This window comes from Tateyamaria sp., from assembly GCF_039945315.1.
Classification (GTDB): Bacteria; Pseudomonadota; Alphaproteobacteria; order Rhodobacterales; family Rhodobacteraceae; genus Tateyamaria.
Map to the genome: position 1 here is coordinate 36,160 of NZ_JBDUXB010000036.1, position 17,503 is coordinate 53,662.

A 17,503-nucleotide genomic window follows, 5' to 3' on the forward strand; every position below is an offset into this window, starting at 1 on the left:
ACCAAAAGAAAAAGGATGCAAAAATGTCAGCCCTAAAACTCAAAAAAGGCTCCACCAGCCACTCCGCCTACAACCTACGCCCAACTTTCTCAGACGTTGTGGAAAAGCACACCCTCGCCGTTCTGGTCGAGAACGAGCCCGGTGTTCTGGCCCGTGTGATCGGTCTGTTTTCGGGCCGTGGTTACAACATCGAGAGCTTGACTGTCGCCGAAGTGGATCATCAGGGGCATCTGTCCCGCATCACCATTGTCACAACTGGCACTCCGCAGGTTATTGAACAGATCAAAGCGCAACTTGGGCGCATCGTGTCGGTCCATGAGGTGCATGACCTCACCGTCGAGGGGCCAAGCGTCGAGCGCGAACTGGCTATGTTCAAAGTGTCCGGGAAGGGCGACAAGCGTGTCGAGGCCCTGCGATTGGCAGACATTTTCCGTGCCAATGTTGTCGACAGCACGCTGGAGACTTTTGTGTTTGAAATCACGGGCGCACCGGAAAAGATTGATGCGTTCGCAGATCTCATGCGTCCGTTGGGCCTCACCCAAGTCGCGCGTACGGGTGTCGCTGCCCTGCCCCGCGGCGATTAACGGAACGGGATTTCCGGCTGCAACAGGCGTTGGTGAAACGGCAGTAGGTCTTCAAGCTGGCAATAACCTGACGTTTTGCACGCCGCTTTTGCCTTTCCGATCCCCGATCCGAGATGTTCGTAAACCATCCGCACAACGCGATCGGACTCGGGCGACTCGCGTACTGTGCGCGTGACATAACCGACCCAATAGTTGTTCTCAAACGACGTGACACGGCTAAGAAAGTTGAATGACGCGGTCATTGCGTCCTTGCGCGAGATCAGCGCGGCAATGCCGTCTTCCTGCCGCAGCACCATTCCGCGAAACTCGCGCGCATTACGATCCATGTCCAGGCCCTGAGACGCCATAGCTGCGCGGGCCTCGTACCCGCGAACATATGTCGCCTGCCCTTCCCTGAATACATGCACAAGTCCGCTGACAAATTGGTCACGAGACAGAAAACTACGCCGCGAGAAGCGGTAAAACCCGGACGGAAAAACAGTTTCAGGCACATCGCCGACACCCTTACCGACATAGTCGCGCAAAAACGGCCCTGTCATCGGATCGCTGCCGCGACCAATATTATCCACCGGTTCAAGCAATACGCGGGCGTCTACACTGAAGAAGGAGCAGATGCGAGCCAGTACGTCCGGTCTGGGAAAACTCTCACCTGACAGATAGCGATTAAATTGAGTACGGTTGATGCCCAACTGACGTGAAAGTTCAGATATGGATGAATATGGCTTGGCCAGCAGACGTAAATTGGCGCCAAACATGCTGCGCAATTCTGAAGGTGATCTGGGCGTTTCCGCCATAGCTGCCTCTTTTCGCTGCCATCCCGAATAGTAGATGACCCTAATGTTGACGCTTGTGCGGCACGGGACAACACGAACTGACGCCATATGGCGTCGACCCTGACGCTAAAAGCAATCAAACGATACTATCACAGACACAAAATGCAAGCGTACGATGCGCATCTTACCATATCTAATGCACGTAAAACTGGATTTATTGAAGTCAGTCCAACTGTAGGTAGAAATATGATCGGCATCATTTTATGGAGCGACGCGACCGAACGTAAGGCCGTCATTTGGTGTGAAGATCAAGGTGATCTGGCCTATTTTTCTGACCCCGACCTGATTTTTTCGCGTGATACATTTTTTGACGTCGGCGATGTTGTCGAATTCGAATCCAAAACAGTCCGAAACATGCGTCTGGCCCTGAACCCAAGTTGGGCCAAGCAGAATGCGGGTACCACGCTGGCAGATGGGCTACGTGCGATCCCGATGATGCAGGACATGTGGTCAGCGCTTCGGCCAAAATCATTCCATTCCGTGCTGAGCCCAGCCCACGCGCTCAGCGCAGCAAAGAAAATGTGCGAAAACGTCTCGGCTAACCTGTACGCCACCACTCACAGTGTCGGAGACGGAAAAGTCTGGTCGAAATTGCGCATGTGAGTGCATGAGGTTCCAGTATGATGCCTGAAACAGCATCCGGAGGCTTCTTATGCACCGCACCGACCTTAGCACCGTGCGCCAGCCCATCACCAACGCCCATGGGTTGCCCAATGAGCACTACACAGACCCGGAGATTTTCGACGAGGAACGCAGTGCCCTGTTGATGTCGGGGTGGTCCGGTTTGGCCGTGGTAGCCGACGTGCCAGAACCGGGTGATGCGATCCCCCTTACCTTCCTTGATATTCCGCTGCTACTGGTGCGCGACCGTGATGGCGACGTACGCGTCTTTCACAACATTTGCCGCCATCGTGGCATGATCCTTGTGGATGGGCCGCGCAAGATCGAAGGGGCGATCCGCTGCCCCTATCACAGCTGGTGCTATTCAACGAAGGGACGTCTTGTGTCCACGCCGCATGTGGGCGGGCCCGGGCAAAACACGGCCGATGGTATCAAGCGCGATCAACTGGGTCTTGTGCCCGTGCGCAGCCGCATCTGGCTGGGGGTCGTGTGGATCAACTTGTCTGGCGAGGCCCCTGAATTTGAGGAAGCAAATGCAGAACTGCTTGCCCGTTGGGCGGAGTTTGACAAGCCACTTTACCACGGCGGCGCCGACAGCACATTTCAGCTGGAAGTGAACTGCAACTGGAAGCTGGCGGTCGAAAATTATTGCGAGAGCTATCACTTGCCGTGGGTCCATCCCGGGCTTAACAGCTATTCCCGTCTTGAAGATCACTACCACATTGAAGCGGTAGGCAGGTTTTCGGGGCAAGGCACGCTCGTTTACCGCCAATTGACAGGCGACGACGGCAAGACTTTTCCCGATTTTGAGGGGTTGAGCGACAAGTGGGACACAGCGTCCGAATATATCACTGCCTACCCCAACGTGCTTTTAGGTGTGCACCGCGATCATGCCTTTGCCATCATTCTGGTCCCACAAGGCCCCGGCCGCACGGTCGAACATGTGCATCTGTTTTACGCCCAGCCCAACACAGATCCCGCCCTGCGCGCCAAGAACGCGGAACAGTGGAAAATCGTGTTTGAGGAAGACATCTTTGTCGTTGAAGGTATGCAGCGTGGGCGGCATTCACCCGGTTTTGACGGAGGCCGCTTTTCTCCGGCCATGGACGGGCCAACTCACATGTTCCATTCGTGGGTGGCTGAACGCATGGCCGTGCACCGCGCGCAAGACAAGGCTGCGGAGTGAGCGATCTGGACGCGCAGCTTCTTGCCGCGCATGAGGCCCATGATGTTCCAGCTTTGGTCGCGCTTTATCGACAGGCCGCGGCTGCCGCGGACAGCGACGATGCGCGAGGGTTCTATCTGACCCATGCACATGTGTTTGCTCTGGAAATAAATCATCCGGATGCTACCAGCTTGCGCGATGCACTGATCGAGATGGGGCGGGAAACCGAGCTTTAGCGCGCGCCGGCCGCGATTTGCGCGTATATGTGCCAAGACGCGTGCCCCAGCCACGGCAGGATCACCAGCAGTCCCAACAGTCCCGGCAGCATTGCCAGTCCTAGCATCACCACGATCACCATGGCCCAGCCGATCATCGCGCGGCTGTACTCACGCACATAGGCCACGCTGCTGAGGATCGCCGTCATGTAATCGACCTCTCGTGCAAGGAGCAGCGGCAGACCCAGAACGCACATGGCAAAGAACAGGAAGGCGAACAGGCCCCCAATCACCGTCCCCAACGCCATCATCATCAAACCGTCCGTGCTGAGAAACACATCAAGCGACGTCGTCACATTGACCATTGGTTTCAGCCCCAGAAACAGAGCAAAGATCATGTGACCGAGGAAGAACCAAAACAAAAGCGCAACCACCATCAACATCGACAGCCACGGAATTTGCCGCCCGCGTTCGACCCGCAATCGGTGGAGTACGGCACTCAGCGATGCAGGTTCGCCCGCACCAATACGCCGAGACACTTCATATGTGCCAAGCGCGCAGAGCGGCGCGATCAGTGGAAAGCCAAAGACCGCCAATATCAGCCAGAATGTGTGCCCGGCCCACATCGTCAGCCCCATCAACAACCAACCCGTCAGCACGGCAGACGCTCCTGCCAGCAGACCAAAGCCAGGGCGCGCCCGAAAGTCCGCCCATCCAAGGCGAAGTGCACGGGACATGAACCCCTCGGGTGGCGCATGAAACGGGGGCACACCTGCAGGCAGATCCGGATAGGGATTGGTTTGGGTCATCGTGTGCTCCCCTACATCTTTGGTGGTCTGCGCCCCGGCCAGTCGGTTGCGCTGTGCCATGCCTCCGCAAGCCTTAATAGCTTTGCGTCGCTGCCGCGCCGTCCAATCAGCTGCAAACCCATTGGCAGATCATCTGGCCCTCCAAACCCTGCAGGCACGCAGACTGCAGGCAATCCGATCAGACTGGCGGCGATGACCACCTCCATCCACCTATGATACGTGTCCATCGCCGTTCCCGCAATCTCGCGTGGATAGTCCAATGTCACATCAAAGGGCCACATCTGCGCGGATGGTAGGGCCAGCACATCATAGCGGTCGAAAAGCCGAGCTGAGGTTTTGAACCAATCCGAGCGGATGATACTTGCGCGGTGCACATCCATAGCGGACAGGGCCTCTCCCCTTTCATATTCCCAAATGGCCGTTTCCTTCAGGTATTTGCGGCTTTCCGGATCAGCGTAAAGCGGGGCAAGACCGCCCGCGACCGACCAACTGCGCAGGGTGATCCACGACTCCCACAGTGCATCCCGGTCAAAAGGAGCCTCCAACGCATCTACGCTCACTCCCATATCCGCCATCTGACCAAGCGCGCTTTGGCACAGATCCAAAATACCCGGATCCATCGCCAACGCCCCGCCCCAATCTGCCAGCCAAGCAACACGTAATCCGTGCGCGCCCCCCTCGATCTGAGGCAATGTCGGAGCTTGAGTGACCCCATGTGGCTGACGCGGGTCCGGCCCGGCCATAGTGTCAAGCAATGCCGCCAGATCGCGTGGATTACGCGCCATCGGACCATTGGTAGCAAGTTGGTGCAAAAACGTATCGCCCACCGGCTCAGAGGGTACTACCCCCCAGCTTGGTCGCATCCCGTAGACGTTGTTCCAGCCAGCGGGATTGCGCAGGGACCCCATCATGTCCGACCCATCCGCGACGCTCAGTATTCCGGTAGCAAGAGCAACCCCTGCCCCTCCAGATGATCCGCCCGCACTGCGCGAGGTGTCATATGGGTTGCGTGTGGCGCCAAACACCGGGTTGATGCTGTGCGAGCCGAGCCCAAATTCCGGCGTGTTGGTTTTACCGATTATGAGGGCTCCTGCTGCACGCATACGGGCGATGGCGACATCATCGGTTTCAGCAATCATTCCGGCAAACAGCGGTGATCCCATCGAGGTCGGCAATCCGCCAGCATTGGCCAAATCCTTGACCGCCATCGGAATGCCGTGCAGCCACCCCTTTTTGGGGCTGGCATCCGCAGACGCCGCTTCGGCCATCAGCGCATCGCGGTCGCACAAAGAAACAACCGCGTTAACCGTGCCGTTCACCGCATCGATCCGGGCCAGCGTTTGGGCCATCAGGTCTTGCGCGTTGATTTCGCCCGCGTCCATCCGCGCGCGAAGGGCGAGTGCGCCATCATCGATCATGTGTGCCTCGTTCTTTAACGCAGACATTGGTCATCTGCTGGCATCAGCGTCTTCCCTTTGGCACACAAGATCAAGGTCAGCTTTGAAAGGCGGCCAGATCAGTCGCCCTGCGCTTCGGCCCGGCTTTTGCCCGACACGTCCAGCGCCAGCGTTGCAGCCATAAAGCCATCAAGGTCACCATCCAGCACACCCTTGGTGTCGGATGTCTCGTGGTTGGTGCGCAGGTCTTTGACCATCTGGTAGGGTTGCAGCACGTAGGATCGGATCTGATTGCCCCAGCCCGCATCGCCCTTGTTTTCATGCATCTCGTTCACGGCGGCATTCCGGCGATCCAATTCCATCTGATAAAGGCGTGATTTCAAGGCCTTCATAGCGATATCACGGTTCTGGTGCTGAGACTTTTCAGAACTGGTCACCACGATCCCCGTTGGGGCGTGCGTGATCCGCACGGCCGAGTCAGTGGTGTTCACGTGCTGCCCGCCTGCCCCAGAGGAGCGATAGGTGTCGATACGGATGTCCGCCGGGTTCACCTCGATCTCGATATTGTCGTCGACCACCGGGTAAACGCCGACAGAGGTAAAGGACGTGTGCCGCTTGGCCGCACTGTCGAATGGGCTGATGCGCACCAGACGGTGCACACCGGATTCAGATTTCAACCAACCATAGGCGTTGGTGCCGCTGATCTTGTAGGTGGCAGATTTTATGCCCGCCTCTTCCCCGGCGGACTCGGACTGCAATTCGACCTTGTAGCCCTTCTTTTCCGCCCAACGGACATACATGCGGGCCAGCATCGAAGCCCAGTCACAACTTTCTGTGCCGCCCGCGCCAGAGTTGATCTCAAGAAAGGTGTCGTTGCCGTCAGCCTCACCATCCAGCAGCGCCTCCAGCTCTTTTTGCGCAGCAAGATCGGCCAGTGCCTTCAATGCAGCCTCTGCATCGGCCACAACCTCGGCGTCCTCTTCCATTTCTCCAAGCTCGATCAACTCAATGTTGTCTGTCATGTCCTGAGAAATGCGGCCATGCACCTCAAGCGCGTCAACCAACATTTGCCGGTCGCGCATCAGTTTCTGCGCGGCCTCTGGATTGTCCCACAGGTTCGGGTCTTCTACACGGGCGTTGAATTCTTCCAGCCGATGCTGGGCGGTGTCGATATCCAGACGTTGCGCCAACAAATCCACCGACTTTTCGATTTCGGTCACGATGTTCTGAATTTCGGCGCGCATCACGTATCCCTTAACTGGCGAGCCTGTGAAATAGCTCAAGCCCCTGCGCGCCACAAGCGCCCTTCACCCCGTCAGATAAACTTCAGAGCGCTGACAATCACAAGAATGGCGAGCCGCCTGCCCGACTCCGAAAACGCCGTGTCAGTACAGGCCACCAGAACTCAATGATCCAAAGCTGGCCTTGGGTCCAACAACCGCCTTGCGCCCTGTGGATGTGGTAACTTCCCGTCCACTGGTTTGGACTTCTTCGAACAAAGGAAGGTCTTCACCCATGGCAAAGCCGCCGTCGAAAGCCAGACCAAAGATCGGGTCTTCGCCAGAACGGAAGTATTCAGCCACTACGTTTGGCCCGCTGGCATCATCGCTGAGACGTGCGCCAGTAAAGCGGTCGATCTTGATAAAGTAACCTCCTGGAGGAACCTCAAACTCGCCACCGCCATATTTCTTGATCGCTTCGGTCATGAACTCCTGAAACACAGGGCCACACATGCCGCCACCAGATGCACCACGCCCAAGGCCGCGGGGCTGGTCGTAACCGATATAGCACCCGGCAGCGATGTTGCTGGAAAAGCCAACAAACCAAACGTCCTTGGCATCGTTCGTTGTACCCGTCTTGCCTGCAATCGGAACCGGCAAGTTCACAGTCCGTGACGCCGTGCCTCGCTGAACAACGCCTTCCATCATCGAAGTCAGCTGATAGGCGGTAACCGGATCCATGATCTGTGCACGGTTTGACGCGATCCGTGGACCAAAGCCCGCATCAAGGCTCGCCAATTGCGTGCAGTCATTGCAGACCCGTTCGTCATGCCGGTAAACCGTGCGGCCAAACCTGTCCTGCACCCGGTCAACCAGCGTCGGCTGTACCCTCTCACCGCCGTTTGCAAACATCGCGTAGGCCGACACCATCTGATACAGCGTCGTTTCCTCGGAACCCAGAGAGTTGGCCAGAAAGGGCGACATGTAGTCATAGACCCCGAACCGCTCTGCATAGGAGGCAACTGTGTCCATCCCCACCTCTTCGGCCAGACGAATGGTCATCAGGTTACGCGACCGTTCAATCCCGGTGCGCAATGGAGTCGGTCCGTAAAACTTGTTGGAGGAATTTCGTGGCCGCCACAGACCCTGCGGTGTGTTGATCTCAATCGGGGCGTCCACGACGATGGTCGCAGGAGTATAACCGCTATCGAGCGCGGCGGCATAGACAAAGGGTTTGAACGACGAACCGGGTTGCCGTTTGGCTTGTGTGGCCCGGTTGAACACCGAATGCTGGTAGCTGAACCCACCCTGCATCGCAATCACGCGACCGGTGTCCACGTCCATCGCTACAAAGCCGCCTTGCGCCTCGGGCACCTGCCGCAGGGACCAACGGATAAACGCGCCGCCATCATCTTCGGTCATGGCACGTACGTGCACAACGTCACCAACTTCGAAATTGTCGACGAAATTACCCGAGATCCATTTGATGTCATCGCGAGGGACGACCGGTTCCGGTTGACCTTCACTCCACCCTTCAATGCCAAGGCGTAACTGCTGTTCGCCGACCTCCAGCACAACAGCAGGACGCCAAACACCATTCAGATCAATGTCGCGAGCGACGCGCAAGTCCGCCAAAGCTTCGGCCCAGTTTTCCAGCTGCTCCGCTTCGATCTTTTCGCCCGTTCCGCGCCATCTGCCGCGCCCGCGGTCATAGGTTTCAAGCTGTGTGCGCAGCGCCCGCGCAGCAACAGGCTGCATCTCGGCATCAATGGTGGCACGCACTGTGTAACCGCCGGTGAAAAACTCACCTTCGCCGAAATCCTCGCTCAACTGGCGGCGGATTTCGTCGGTAAAGTAATCGCGCGGCGGCAATTCGCCTTTGAAGCTGTCAAAGTCACCATTCTGGACCGAGCGCAACGGTTTTGCGCGCTCTTCGTCGTAGGTCGCATCACTGATGAAACCGTTTTCCATCATCTCCTTGAGCACAAAATTGCGCCGCGCAAGAAGGCGCTCTTTGCGCCGGACGGGATGATAGTCAGACGGGGCCTTGGGCAGCGAGGCGAGAAACGCGGCCTCGTGCGGGGCCAACTCGTCAAGGTTCTTGTTAAAATAGGTCTGGCTGGCTGCAGCCACGCCATAGGAGTTCTGACCAAGGAAAATCTCGTTCAGATACAGTTCAAGGATCTTCTCCTTGCTCAACGCGCCCTCGACACGAGCGGCGAGGATGATTTCTTTGATCTTGCGTTCGGCCTGACGGTCGCCAGACAGCAAGAAGTTTTTCATCACCTGTTGCGTGATGGTCGAGGCCCCGCGCACATCCGCACCCCGCGTACGCACCGCATCATAGGCCGCTGCCCCGATGCCGCGCAGATCATAGCCTTCGTGGGTGTAGAAATTCTTGTCTTCGGCACTGATGAACGCTTGCTTGATCATCGGCGGAATCGACTCCGCGGGAGCAAACAGTCGTCGCTCCTGCGCGAATTCATCAATGATCCGCCCTTCGCCCGAATAGATACGGCTGATCGTGGCAGGCTGGTACTGCGCGAGGCTTTCATGGCTGGGCAGATCGCGCCCATACATCCAGAACACTGCCCCCACGGACAGCGCTATCATCGCTGCACCCATAGTGATGGTGGTGAAGATCCCACCGAAGAAGGACAAAATGAACCGAAGCATGACCGCTCGCACCTGTTTTAGACAAAGGTTGCTTTACGCCCTTATACGCGAGCGTTCCAGAGGCGTCAAAAGCCGCTTCCGCAACGTCTCGCCGATGTGAACTGACCCTACTGCCGCACCAATGGCTGGCGCGCCAGATCTGCGTCGCGCCATGCGAGGATACCGGTTGCCAACGCCTCTACCATCACCGCCCGCCAGATCGGATCGCGCAGGTTTGCAAGATCGCGTTTGTCCGACAGGAACCCGACCTCGACCAGAACGGATGGAATATCCGCACTTTTCAGCACTGAAAAGGATGCCTCGCGGCGAGGACGTTTGTTCATTGGCCCACCCGCCTCAGCCATCGCATCAATCAACGCACTCGCCAGCGCACCAGTGCGCGGCATGGTTTCGACGCGCGCGAGGTCCATCAAAACCGAGGCCACCTGGTCATCTGTCCCGCTCAGATCAACGCCCGCAATGATGTCCGAACGATCGTGTTGTGCGGCAAGCTGGGCGGATGCCGCATCAGATGCCTCATCGGACAGGGTATAGACCGTCGCCCCGCGCGCCTGCCCTTCGCTAAGTGAATCCGCGTGTAGCGACACAAATGCATCTGCGCTAACCTGATGGGCCAGTGCCACCCGGCCAGTCAGTGAGACAAACCTGTCCGTATCCCGCGTCAGCACAACCTCAACTCCACCGGCACGGCGCAAGACATCACGCAAGGACAATGCAACGCCAAGCATCAGTTCTTTTTCGGTGGTGCTGTCGCGAACCGCGCCCGGATCAACGCCGCCGTGACCCGGGTCGATCACAAGGACAAAGCTGTCTTCGGCGATTTTGGGCGGCGGTGCGGCGGCCTGCACACCCCAATCGGGATTGACAGGTGCTCCGGCGCGGGCCGCGAACGTTTCGCCATCGACGTCTTCAAGCGTGATGTTGAGCACCGCAGCTCCGGTGCTGGTGTCCACCGGCATCCCAATCTCGACAGGCAACATCGGACCATTCAAATCGGCCACAAGACGTGACCAGCCCGGTTTGAACGTCCCGAAACGAGCACTGGAAATGCTTTCCGTCTCTCCAAGCAAGGCCTCGGCAGTGACACCGGCAAAGTCAACTTCTCGGAAGTCGGCAACAAGGCGCGCAGGTTCATCCAGCACAAAAACCCGAAACGGCACCCCCTGGCTCAGTGCGAGGGTCAATGTGGTGCCCCCCAACCAGCCATCCTCGACCGAGCTTTGCGCCATATCCACACGGGCCAGTCCCGATAGGTCCTGCGCGCTCGCGCTCAAAGCGCAAACCCAGATCATGAGTGCCGTGAAAAGTGCCCGCATCGCTTTGCCCGCTTTTTTCGGGCAGCATAAGCCAATCACACCGGCACGGGAATCCCCCTATCTGCGTTTGGCCATGAAATCGGACAATCGCCGCAACCCTTCGGCAATGTCCTCGGTCTTGCGGGCGTAGGAAAAGCGCAGTGTTGTGTGCCCGCGCACCGGATCGAAATCCAAGCCCGGAGTGACCGCCACATCCGCTTTATCGAGTATCTCTGCTGCGAGGGCACGGGAATCGTGCGTGATATCAGAGACATCAGCATAAACATAAAACGCCCCATCTGGTGGCGCTATGTGTGTGAACCCTGCCTTTGGCAGCTCTTCAAGCATGAGAGCACGGTTTGCGCGGTAGACGTCCATGTTTCCCTGCAATTCGTCATGCGCATCCATCGCGGCGAGTGCTGCAACCTGAGACGCGTGCGGCGCGCAAATGAACATGTTCTGCGCGATGCGTTCAACCACGCGCACATGATCAGGAGGCACCACCATCCATCCGACGCGCCAGCCTGTCATCGAGAAATACTTGGAGAACGAATTGATCACATAGACATCGTCGCTGACCTCAAGGGCACTGACTGCGCGTCGCTCATATTCGATACCGTGGTAAATTTCGTCACTGATAAAGCTGACGTCACGGGCGTGGGCCGCCTCGATCAGATCAGACATCGCGCTGCGATCCAGCATCGTGCCCGTTGGATTGCCGGGCGAAGCCACCAAAAGCCCGGCCAGATCGATATCCGCGAAATCGGCTGGCACGGGCTGCAACCGGTTGGCATCTGTCGTTGGCAGATCAACAGGCTGGAACCCAAGTCCGGCAAGGATCTGGCGATAGCTGGGATAGCCCGGCGCGCCGATGCCAACACGGTCGCCACTGTCAAAAAGGGCATTGAATGCGAGGATAAAGCCACCCGACGCCCCTGAGGTCACAATCACCCGTTCGGGGTCCAGATCGACGTTGTACCATTCGCCATAAAGCTGAGCGATACGCGTACGCAGTGCAGGCAAGCCCAAAGCGACTGTATATCCCAATGGCCCCTCCTCCATCGCCGCGTTCAGTGCGCGGACGGCCGCTTGTGGCGCGCCTGTGCCCGGCTGACCCACTTCCATATGGATAATTTGGCGCCCCACGCTTTCGGCGGCCCGCGCCGCCTCCATCACGTCCATCACGATAAAGGGATCGACTTCACTGCGTCTTGAGGTTCGCATGCGCACTCCTATGATGCTGCTCATGACCTTTCATACCTGCGGGCGTCTTGCGTCAATACTGATCCTGACCTTTGCTCTGGCATTGCCTGCGCGGGCGGTGTCGCTGCTTCGGGATGCGGACATTGAATATGCACTGGCGCAAGTGGCCTCGCCTGTGCTGCGTGCAGCCGGTCTGAGTGCGAGCACCAAGATCCTTGTGGTGGACGATGGGTCACTCAACGCCTTTGTCGTGAGCAACGATGCAATCTACATCCATTCCGGCCTGATTGGCCGGATGGAGACGGCAGCCATGTTGCAGGCGGTGATCGCGCACGAAGCAGCCCATATCGCCAACGGACACATTACGCGGCGCATGACCAATTTGGGCAATGCGCGTACCGCTGCCGGCCTTGGCACAGCTTTGGCGATCATTGCTGCGGCTGCAGGTGGAGGAGAAGCCGCGGCTGCAGGTGGAGGAGAAGCCGCGGCAGCCATTGCTATCGGCAGTCAAAGCGCCGCGATGCGTAACTTTCTCGCCCATACCCGTGCGGAAGAAACCGCGGCAGACCAGTCCGGTGCACGGTATTTACGCAGCGCGGGCATTCCACTGTCGGGGATGCTGGATGTTTTCCGCCTTTTTCGGGGGCAAGAGGTTTTGTCCGCCGCAAGACAAGACCCTTACGTACGCTCACATCCACTGAGCCGCGACCGATTACGCACGATTGAAGGGTTCGCAGCGGCCTACGGAGACCTCACAAGTTCGGATGCCTCCAAATGGAATTACTGGTTTGCACGCGCCAAGGGAAAGTTGACGGCGTTTAAGCGGCGCCCCAACTGGACGATGAACCGCATTGGTGAAAGTGGATATGGAGACGTGGCGTTGATGCGCGAAGCTGTAGCGCAACATCGCAATTCCAAGACAAAACGCGCCATTTCGGCCATCGACAGGGCGATAGCGTCGCGCCCAAAAGATCCGTTCTATTACGACCTCAAGGGGCAGATCCTAATGGAGACGCGCCAGTTTGCCGCTGCAGCAATGCCCATGCACGCGCGGTGCAATTACGGCCAAGAGATGGATTGCTTCAGGCAGGCTATGGACGTGCACTTCTGGCAAGCGGAAACGTGAGCGCTGCCCTGCCCGCCTTGGAACGCGCTAGGTCTATCGATTTTCGCGATGGATCCATGCTGCGCGACCTGGCCGTGACCTATGCTTAGACCGGCAACCGCGGTATGGCTTCGCTGGTCACTGCCGAGCGTTACGCCTTACGGGGCAGCCTGGAAGACGCCGGAATACATGCTAAACGAGCCACGGGTTTGTTACCTGAAGGCTCTGGACCTTGGCAACGGGCGCATGATGTGCTCCTTGCGTCAGAACGCGCTGCAAAGAGAAAGAGATAAACCATGTTTCGCACCCTCGCCGCCTCCTGCCTAATGGCGCTCAGCCTCTCCCTGCCAGTACAGGCGGTTGATCTCAGTACCATGACCGACGAAGAGCGCGCGATTTTCCGCGAGGAAGTGCGCGCCTACCTGATGGAGAACCCGCAGGTGATTATGGACGCGGTGGCTGTGCTCGAGGAACGCGAGCAGACTGCACAAGCACAGGCCGACGTGAGCCTTGTCAGCGACAACGCCGAAGAGATTTTCAATGACGGTTACAGCTTTGTCGCCGGAAATCCCGAAGGTGACATCACGTTGGTTGAATTTCTCGACTACCGCTGTGGTTTTTGCAAACGCGCCCATGGAGAAGTGGCCAAGCTGCTGGAAACCGACGGCAATATCCGGCTGGTTGTAAAAGAGTTCCCGATCCTCGGAGAACAGTCATTACTCGCCTCACGCTTTGCCGTGGCGACCAAACACATTGCGGGCAATGACGCTTATGGCGGTTTGCATGATGCGCTGATGGAGATGAACGGGGATGTGAATATGCGCGCGCTCAAGCGTATGGCGAGCACCTTTGGTCTGGATGCAGATGCGATCGAGGCGCACATGGACAGCGAACAGGTCACGGACGAAATCCGCCGCACCCGCGCGCTGGCGCAACGGCTTTCGATCACAGGGACTCCGACATTCGTACTTCAGGACGAATTGGTGCGTGGGTTCCTGCCCTATGATCAGATGCAGGCGCTAGTGGACGAAAAACGCGGGTGAACGGGTCTTCTCGCGCCGAATTTAGCGATCTGCATGTGGCGGGCAAGCCGCTTGTGATGCCCAATCCATGGGACGTTGGAAGTGCGCGGATGTTGGCAAGCATGGGTGCAAAAGCGCTGGGGTCGACAAGTGCCGGGGCTGCATTCGTTTTGGGTCGCCGCGAGGGCACACTGAGCTTTAATGAGATGCTGGATGCGGCTTGTGCGCTTGGTGATGCAACCGGTCTTCCAGTGTCTGCCGATCTGGAAAGCTGCGGCGGCGACGCACCAAAAGATGTCGCGCGCGCCATCAAAAAGGCCGCGGCCCGTACTATCTCGGGCGCATCGATTGAAGACATCAGCGCGGATGGCCGCATGTTTGATCTGACAGAGGCCGTGGACCGAGTGGCTGCAGCCGTCGAGGCTGCAAAGGGGACCGGGCTGGTGATCACAGCGCGCGCCGAAGCGATGCAGTGGCCCGAAGGCGATCTTGAAAACGTCTGCAAGCGTATTGCAGGGTTCGCACAAGTCGGCGCGGATGTTGTTTACGCCCCCGGCCTTGGCAATGCAGAGATGGTGCGCGCTGTGCTATCTGCCGCGGGAGACGTGCCAGTCAACATGCTCGTGGGCAGCAATAAGGGCGACTTCAGTGTCCGATCGCTTGCCGATTTGGGTGTTGCGCGGATCAGCACCGGCGCTGCACTCGCGCGTGCGGCATATGGTGCCGTCATCAGCATGATGCGCGATGTGCTGGACGACGGGCAGATCACGTACCCTGCAACCACAGCCACTTTCGACGAGATCGAGGCACTGTTGCGGAAATAACCGTCTTTGCCTGCGCTTACTCTGCAGCCTGAACTGCTTCGGCAGCAGAGGCGGCGTCAAGCTCAGCGGCCTTCTTTTCCACCTGTTCGACGATATGATCGACCATGCTGGCGTTGTCCTGTTTGTGGCTCTGCTTGCCGGCCAGATAGACCATGCCATGCCCGGCCCCACCGCCCGTAAAGCCAACATCGGTCATCAGCGCTTCTCCGGGGCCATTCACCACACATCCGATGATGCTGAGGCTCATGGGCGTCTTGATGTGAGCCAGCCGTTCTTCGAGCTTTTCCACCGTCTTGATCACGTCAAAGCCCTGCCGCGCGCAAGAGGGGCAAGAGATGATATTCACACCGCGGTGGCGCAGGCCGAGGGACTTGAGAATCTCGTAGCCCACTTTGACCTCTTCAACCGGATCGGCGGAGAGCGACACACGAATCGTGTCACCAATCCCCATCCACAAGAGCTGTCCGAGGCCGATAGCCGATTTGATCGTACCAGAGGTCAGCCCACCCGCCTCGGTGATCCCAAGGTGAATCGGAGCGTCTGTGGCCTCTGCAAGCTGTTGATAAGCGGCGGCGGCCATGAACACGTCCGACGCCTTGCAGCTGATCTTGAACTCATGAAAATCGTTGTCCTGCAGGATCTTGATGTGATCGAGGCCACTTTCCACCATCGCATCCGGAGTCGGTTCACCATACTTGTCCAGCAGGTGTTTCTCCAAAGACCCGGCATTAACGCCAATGCGGATCGAACAGTTGTGATCGCGCGCGGCTTTGATGACTTCCTTGACCCGCTTTTCATCGCCGATGTTGCCCGGGTTGATCCGCAAACAAGCGGCCCCCGCCTCTGCCGCTTCGATCCCACGCTTGTAATGGAAGTGGATGTCTGCAACCAACGGGACCGGGCTTTCGCGCACGATCTCCTTCATGGCCTTTGCACTCTCTTGATCCGGGACAGAGACACGCACGATGTCCGCGCCCGCCTCTGCCGCCGCCTGCACTTGTTCAATTGTGGCACGCGCGTCAGTCGTAAGCGTATTGGTCATCGTCTGCACGGTGATCGGGGCATCCCCGCCGACAGGCACATTGCCCACCATGATCTGCCGGCTGTTACGCCGATAGATATTGCGCCATGGGCGGATGTGATTGATCGACATATCAGAAGCCTTGGGACTTGAAACAGTTGTCAACCAAGATAGACAGTCTTGACCCGCCCGGCAATGGCCGCAGCGTCCGGTGCCGGCGTTATTCGGAAGGGTCCGTTACCGTGGCAGCGCGCGCCTCGGCATAGCGCACAAGGCCTTCATCGGTGCTGACCTCAACGGGCAGATAGGTCTCTTGCAGGCCCGCGATTTCCAAAGGCAGGTTGGACGTGACAGACCCCGTTTCACCAACCGGTCCATAGAATTTGTCGTTCATCGCAAAATAGATCGCACCGCTTTCGCCCGTGCGAAGGGTCGGCGCTTCTTCGGTCAGCGGCGCTTCCCACGTATCGCCAGCTTGCATCGTCGCTTCGAAAATCACAGTCCCATCTGCGGCGCGCACACGCACCCATGAAGGTCGCACAGCAACCATAGTCAACGCAGGGGCCTGCTCCTCAACAACTTGCGGTACCGACGGCGGGCCAAAGGGTGAAATATCCTCAATGCCCGCAAATTGCGAAGTATCGGGGTCAGGCTCAGCAAAAGCACCTAGTTCACGTGGATTGAGTGTTGCGATCGGCGCGTCGCGGGCAACCAATACAGGCACGTCCAGTGCTTGTGGACGGTAAAGGCGGTCCAACACATCGGCACGCGGGGTTTCGATGTTCGGGCCCAAAACAGTTTCCAGAGGAGCGGCACCGGCCAATGGATCAAGGTCTGACAAAACGACGGGCGTCTGATCCACCGGTGCGACTTGCACACGCTGAACTTCTTGCAAGATGGAATAACCGCCAAATCCAAGGCCGCCGATCAATGCCAACAACACAAGCGTCGAACCGATTGCCCGGGGCTCAATACCAGACCAAACAGCCTCGCCCGCTGGGACAAAGGGAGTATTCGGCGCGGAAAATATATCGCCAGCTGGTTTGCGGCTCATCCGCTCTTCGCGGTTGGATTTCTTGACCACAGATGCATCAGCCGACATGCCATGGGCCACCGAAAATCCGCTTTCCTCACAGAATGTGCCAAAAGTGCGGTCCGGGTCCATATTGAGATAACGTGCATAGGAGCGCACGTACCCCGCAATAAACCCAGGAGTGTCAAAGGCATCCGGGTCGCAGGATTCGATAGCAGCAATGTAACTTGCTTTGATCCGCAACTCGCGCTGAACATCCAAAAGGGATTTACCAAGAGTGGCACGCTCGCCGCGCATGATGTCACCGAGACGCAACTCAAAGGCGTCAAAGCCCTTTGGCTCTGCGTCATTAGTGTTCTCAGATATGACGGATTTCCGCCCGATCATGCCGCTGCCCCAATTGTTTCCTGTGTTAACGAACCTGTCCCACTCGATTCGCTCCACGCGTGTTGTTAAACACTGCGTAGCACAAGACAACGT

Annotated in this window: 15 protein-coding genes and 1 pseudogene; 7 read left to right on the plus strand and 9 right to left on the minus strand. The window is 58.0% G+C overall.

Annotated elements, in window-relative coordinates:
- The first annotated feature begins 23 nt into the window (after positions 1-23).
- On the plus strand, positions 24-584 hold the full coding sequence (gene ilvN / locus ABJD00_RS10185; RefSeq protein WP_108835689.1) for an acetolactate synthase small subunit: 561 nt from the start codon (positions 24-26) through the stop codon (positions 582-584).
- Here the strand turns inward: ilvN and ABJD00_RS10190 are convergent.
- The gene (locus tag ABJD00_RS10190; RefSeq protein WP_413834487.1) at positions 581-1,378 is read right to left on the minus strand and encodes a helix-turn-helix domain-containing protein; all 798 of its coding nucleotides are present in this window, start codon (positions 1,376-1,378) and stop codon (positions 581-583) included. The two genes, ilvN and ABJD00_RS10190, sit on opposite strands and share 4 nt — an antisense overlap.
- Positions 1,379-1,603: 225 nt before the next feature.
- Between ABJD00_RS10190 and ABJD00_RS10195 the strand changes: the two genes are divergently transcribed.
- Genes ABJD00_RS10195 through ABJD00_RS10205 form a run of 3 tightly spaced genes read left to right on the plus strand, consistent with a single transcriptional unit; the run spans position 1,604 to position 3,439 of the window.
- Complete coding sequence (locus tag ABJD00_RS10195; protein WP_413853697.1) at positions 1,604-2,020, plus strand: hypothetical protein; 417 nt, start codon at positions 1,604-1,606, stop codon at positions 2,018-2,020.
- 49 nt (positions 2,021-2,069) lie between these two features.
- Complete coding sequence (locus tag ABJD00_RS10200) at positions 2,070-3,224, plus strand: aromatic ring-hydroxylating oxygenase subunit alpha (protein WP_413834492.1); 1,155 nt, start codon at positions 2,070-2,072, stop codon at positions 3,222-3,224.
- Entirely contained in the window at positions 3,221-3,439 is a 219-nt protein-coding gene (locus tag ABJD00_RS10205) for a hypothetical protein (protein WP_413834495.1), read from the plus strand. The genes ABJD00_RS10200 and ABJD00_RS10205 overlap by 4 nt, the downstream gene beginning before the upstream one ends.
- On the opposite strand, the gene ABJD00_RS10210 is transcribed toward ABJD00_RS10205, so the two are convergent.
- The 6 genes from ABJD00_RS10210 to ABJD00_RS10235 form a co-directional block, all read right to left on the minus strand.
- A complete protein-coding gene (locus ABJD00_RS10210; protein ID WP_413834498.1) occupies positions 3,436-4,287 on the minus strand; it encodes a DUF2189 domain-containing protein in 852 nt (283 codons plus the stop codon). The two genes, ABJD00_RS10205 and ABJD00_RS10210, sit on opposite strands and share 4 nt — an antisense overlap.
- Positions 4,239-5,672, minus strand: a complete 1,434-nt coding sequence (locus tag ABJD00_RS10215; protein ID WP_413834500.1) for an amidase — start codon at positions 5,670-5,672, stop codon at positions 4,239-4,241. Before ABJD00_RS10215 ends, ABJD00_RS10210 begins: the two co-directional genes overlap by 49 nt.
- 71 nt (positions 5,673-5,743) lie before the next feature.
- A complete protein-coding gene (prfB, locus tag ABJD00_RS10220; protein WP_413834502.1) occupies positions 5,744-6,868 on the minus strand; it encodes a peptide chain release factor 2 in 1,125 nt (374 codons plus the stop codon).
- A gap of 141 nt (positions 6,869-7,009) precedes the next feature.
- Positions 7,010-9,520 (minus strand): penicillin-binding protein 1A, encoded by a 2,511-nt coding sequence (locus ABJD00_RS10225; RefSeq protein ID WP_413834504.1) that lies wholly within the window; start codon positions 9,518-9,520, stop codon positions 7,010-7,012.
- Between the two features lie 107 nt (positions 9,521-9,627).
- The gene (locus ABJD00_RS10230) at positions 9,628-10,836 is read right to left on the minus strand and encodes an N-acetylmuramoyl-L-alanine amidase (protein ID WP_413834507.1); all 1,209 of its coding nucleotides are present in this window, start codon (positions 10,834-10,836) and stop codon (positions 9,628-9,630) included.
- 57 nt (positions 10,837-10,893) lie between these two features.
- Positions 10,894-12,039, minus strand: a complete 1,146-nt coding sequence (locus tag ABJD00_RS10235; protein WP_413834509.1) for a pyridoxal phosphate-dependent aminotransferase — start codon at positions 12,037-12,039, stop codon at positions 10,894-10,896.
- On the opposite strand from ABJD00_RS10235, the pseudogene ABJD00_RS10240 reads away from it, so the two are divergent.
- The 3 genes and pseudogenes from ABJD00_RS10240 (at position 12,038) to ABJD00_RS10250 (ending at position 14,969) form a co-directional block, all read left to right on the plus strand.
- Positions 12,038-13,416, plus strand: a pseudogene (locus ABJD00_RS10240) (M48 family metalloprotease). The gene ABJD00_RS10235 and the pseudogene ABJD00_RS10240 overlap by 2 nt on opposite strands.
- A gap of 3 nt (positions 13,417-13,419) precedes the next feature.
- Positions 13,420-14,166: a DsbA family protein gene (locus ABJD00_RS10245; RefSeq protein ID WP_413834512.1), complete on the plus strand. Its 747-nt coding sequence runs from the start codon at positions 13,420-13,422 to the stop codon at positions 14,164-14,166.
- Complete coding sequence (locus ABJD00_RS10250; protein WP_413834515.1) at positions 14,163-14,969, plus strand: isocitrate lyase/PEP mutase family protein; 807 nt, start codon at positions 14,163-14,165, stop codon at positions 14,967-14,969. The genes ABJD00_RS10245 and ABJD00_RS10250 overlap by 4 nt, the downstream gene beginning before the upstream one ends.
- Positions 14,970-14,985: 16 nt before the next feature.
- Here ABJD00_RS10250 and ispG read toward each other — a convergent pair whose 3' ends face one another.
- Positions 14,986-16,122, minus strand: coding sequence for a flavodoxin-dependent (E)-4-hydroxy-3-methylbut-2-enyl-diphosphate synthase (ispG, locus tag ABJD00_RS10255; RefSeq protein ID WP_413834518.1), 1,137 nt, complete (start codon positions 16,120-16,122; stop codon positions 14,986-14,988).
- Between the two features lie 88 nt (positions 16,123-16,210).
- Positions 16,211-17,410: a helix-turn-helix domain-containing protein gene (locus ABJD00_RS10260; RefSeq protein WP_413834521.1), complete on the minus strand. Its 1,200-nt coding sequence runs from the start codon at positions 17,408-17,410 to the stop codon at positions 16,211-16,213.
- Positions 17,411-17,503 lie beyond the last annotated feature (93 nt).

What these genes read in the sequence shown, in the direction of transcription:
- ilvN (WP_108835689.1), top strand. Translation starts at nt 24, where the DNA reads ATGTCAGCCCTAAAACTCAAAAAAGGCTCCACCAGCCACTCCGCCTAC.
- ABJD00_RS10190 (WP_413834487.1), bottom strand. Translation starts at nt 1,378, where the DNA reads ATGGCGGAAACGCCCAGATCACCTTCAGAATTGCGCAGCATGTTTGGC.
- ABJD00_RS10195 (WP_413853697.1), top strand. Translation starts at nt 1,604, where the DNA reads ATGATCGGCATCATTTTATGGAGCGACGCGACCGAACGTAAGGCCGTC.
- ABJD00_RS10200 (WP_413834492.1), top strand. Translation starts at nt 2,070, where the DNA reads ATGCACCGCACCGACCTTAGCACCGTGCGCCAGCCCATCACCAACGCC.
- ABJD00_RS10210 (WP_413834498.1), bottom strand. Translation starts at nt 4,287, where the DNA reads ATGGCACAGCGCAACCGACTGGCCGGGGCGCAGACCACCAAAGATGTA.
- ABJD00_RS10215 (WP_413834500.1), bottom strand. Translation starts at nt 5,672, where the DNA reads ATGTCTGCGTTAAAGAACGAGGCACACATGATCGATGATGGCGCACTC.
- prfB (WP_413834502.1), bottom strand. Translation starts at nt 6,868, where the DNA reads ATGCGCGCCGAAATTCAGAACATCGTGACCGAAATCGAAAAGTCGGTG.
- ABJD00_RS10225 (WP_413834504.1), bottom strand. Translation starts at nt 9,520, where the DNA reads ATGCTTCGGTTCATTTTGTCCTTCTTCGGTGGGATCTTCACCACCATC.
- ABJD00_RS10230 (WP_413834507.1), bottom strand. Translation starts at nt 10,836, where the DNA reads ATGCGGGCACTTTTCACGGCACTCATGATCTGGGTTTGCGCTTTGAGC.
- ABJD00_RS10235 (WP_413834509.1), bottom strand. Translation starts at nt 12,039, where the DNA reads ATGCGAACCTCAAGACGCAGTGAAGTCGATCCCTTTATCGTGATGGAC.
- ABJD00_RS10245 (WP_413834512.1), top strand. Translation starts at nt 13,420, where the DNA reads ATGTTTCGCACCCTCGCCGCCTCCTGCCTAATGGCGCTCAGCCTCTCC.
- ispG (WP_413834518.1), bottom strand. Translation starts at nt 16,122, where the DNA reads ATGTCGATCAATCACATCCGCCCATGGCGCAATATCTATCGGCGTAAC.
- ABJD00_RS10260 (WP_413834521.1), bottom strand. Translation starts at nt 17,410, where the DNA reads ATGATCGGGCGGAAATCCGTCATATCTGAGAACACTAATGACGCAGAG.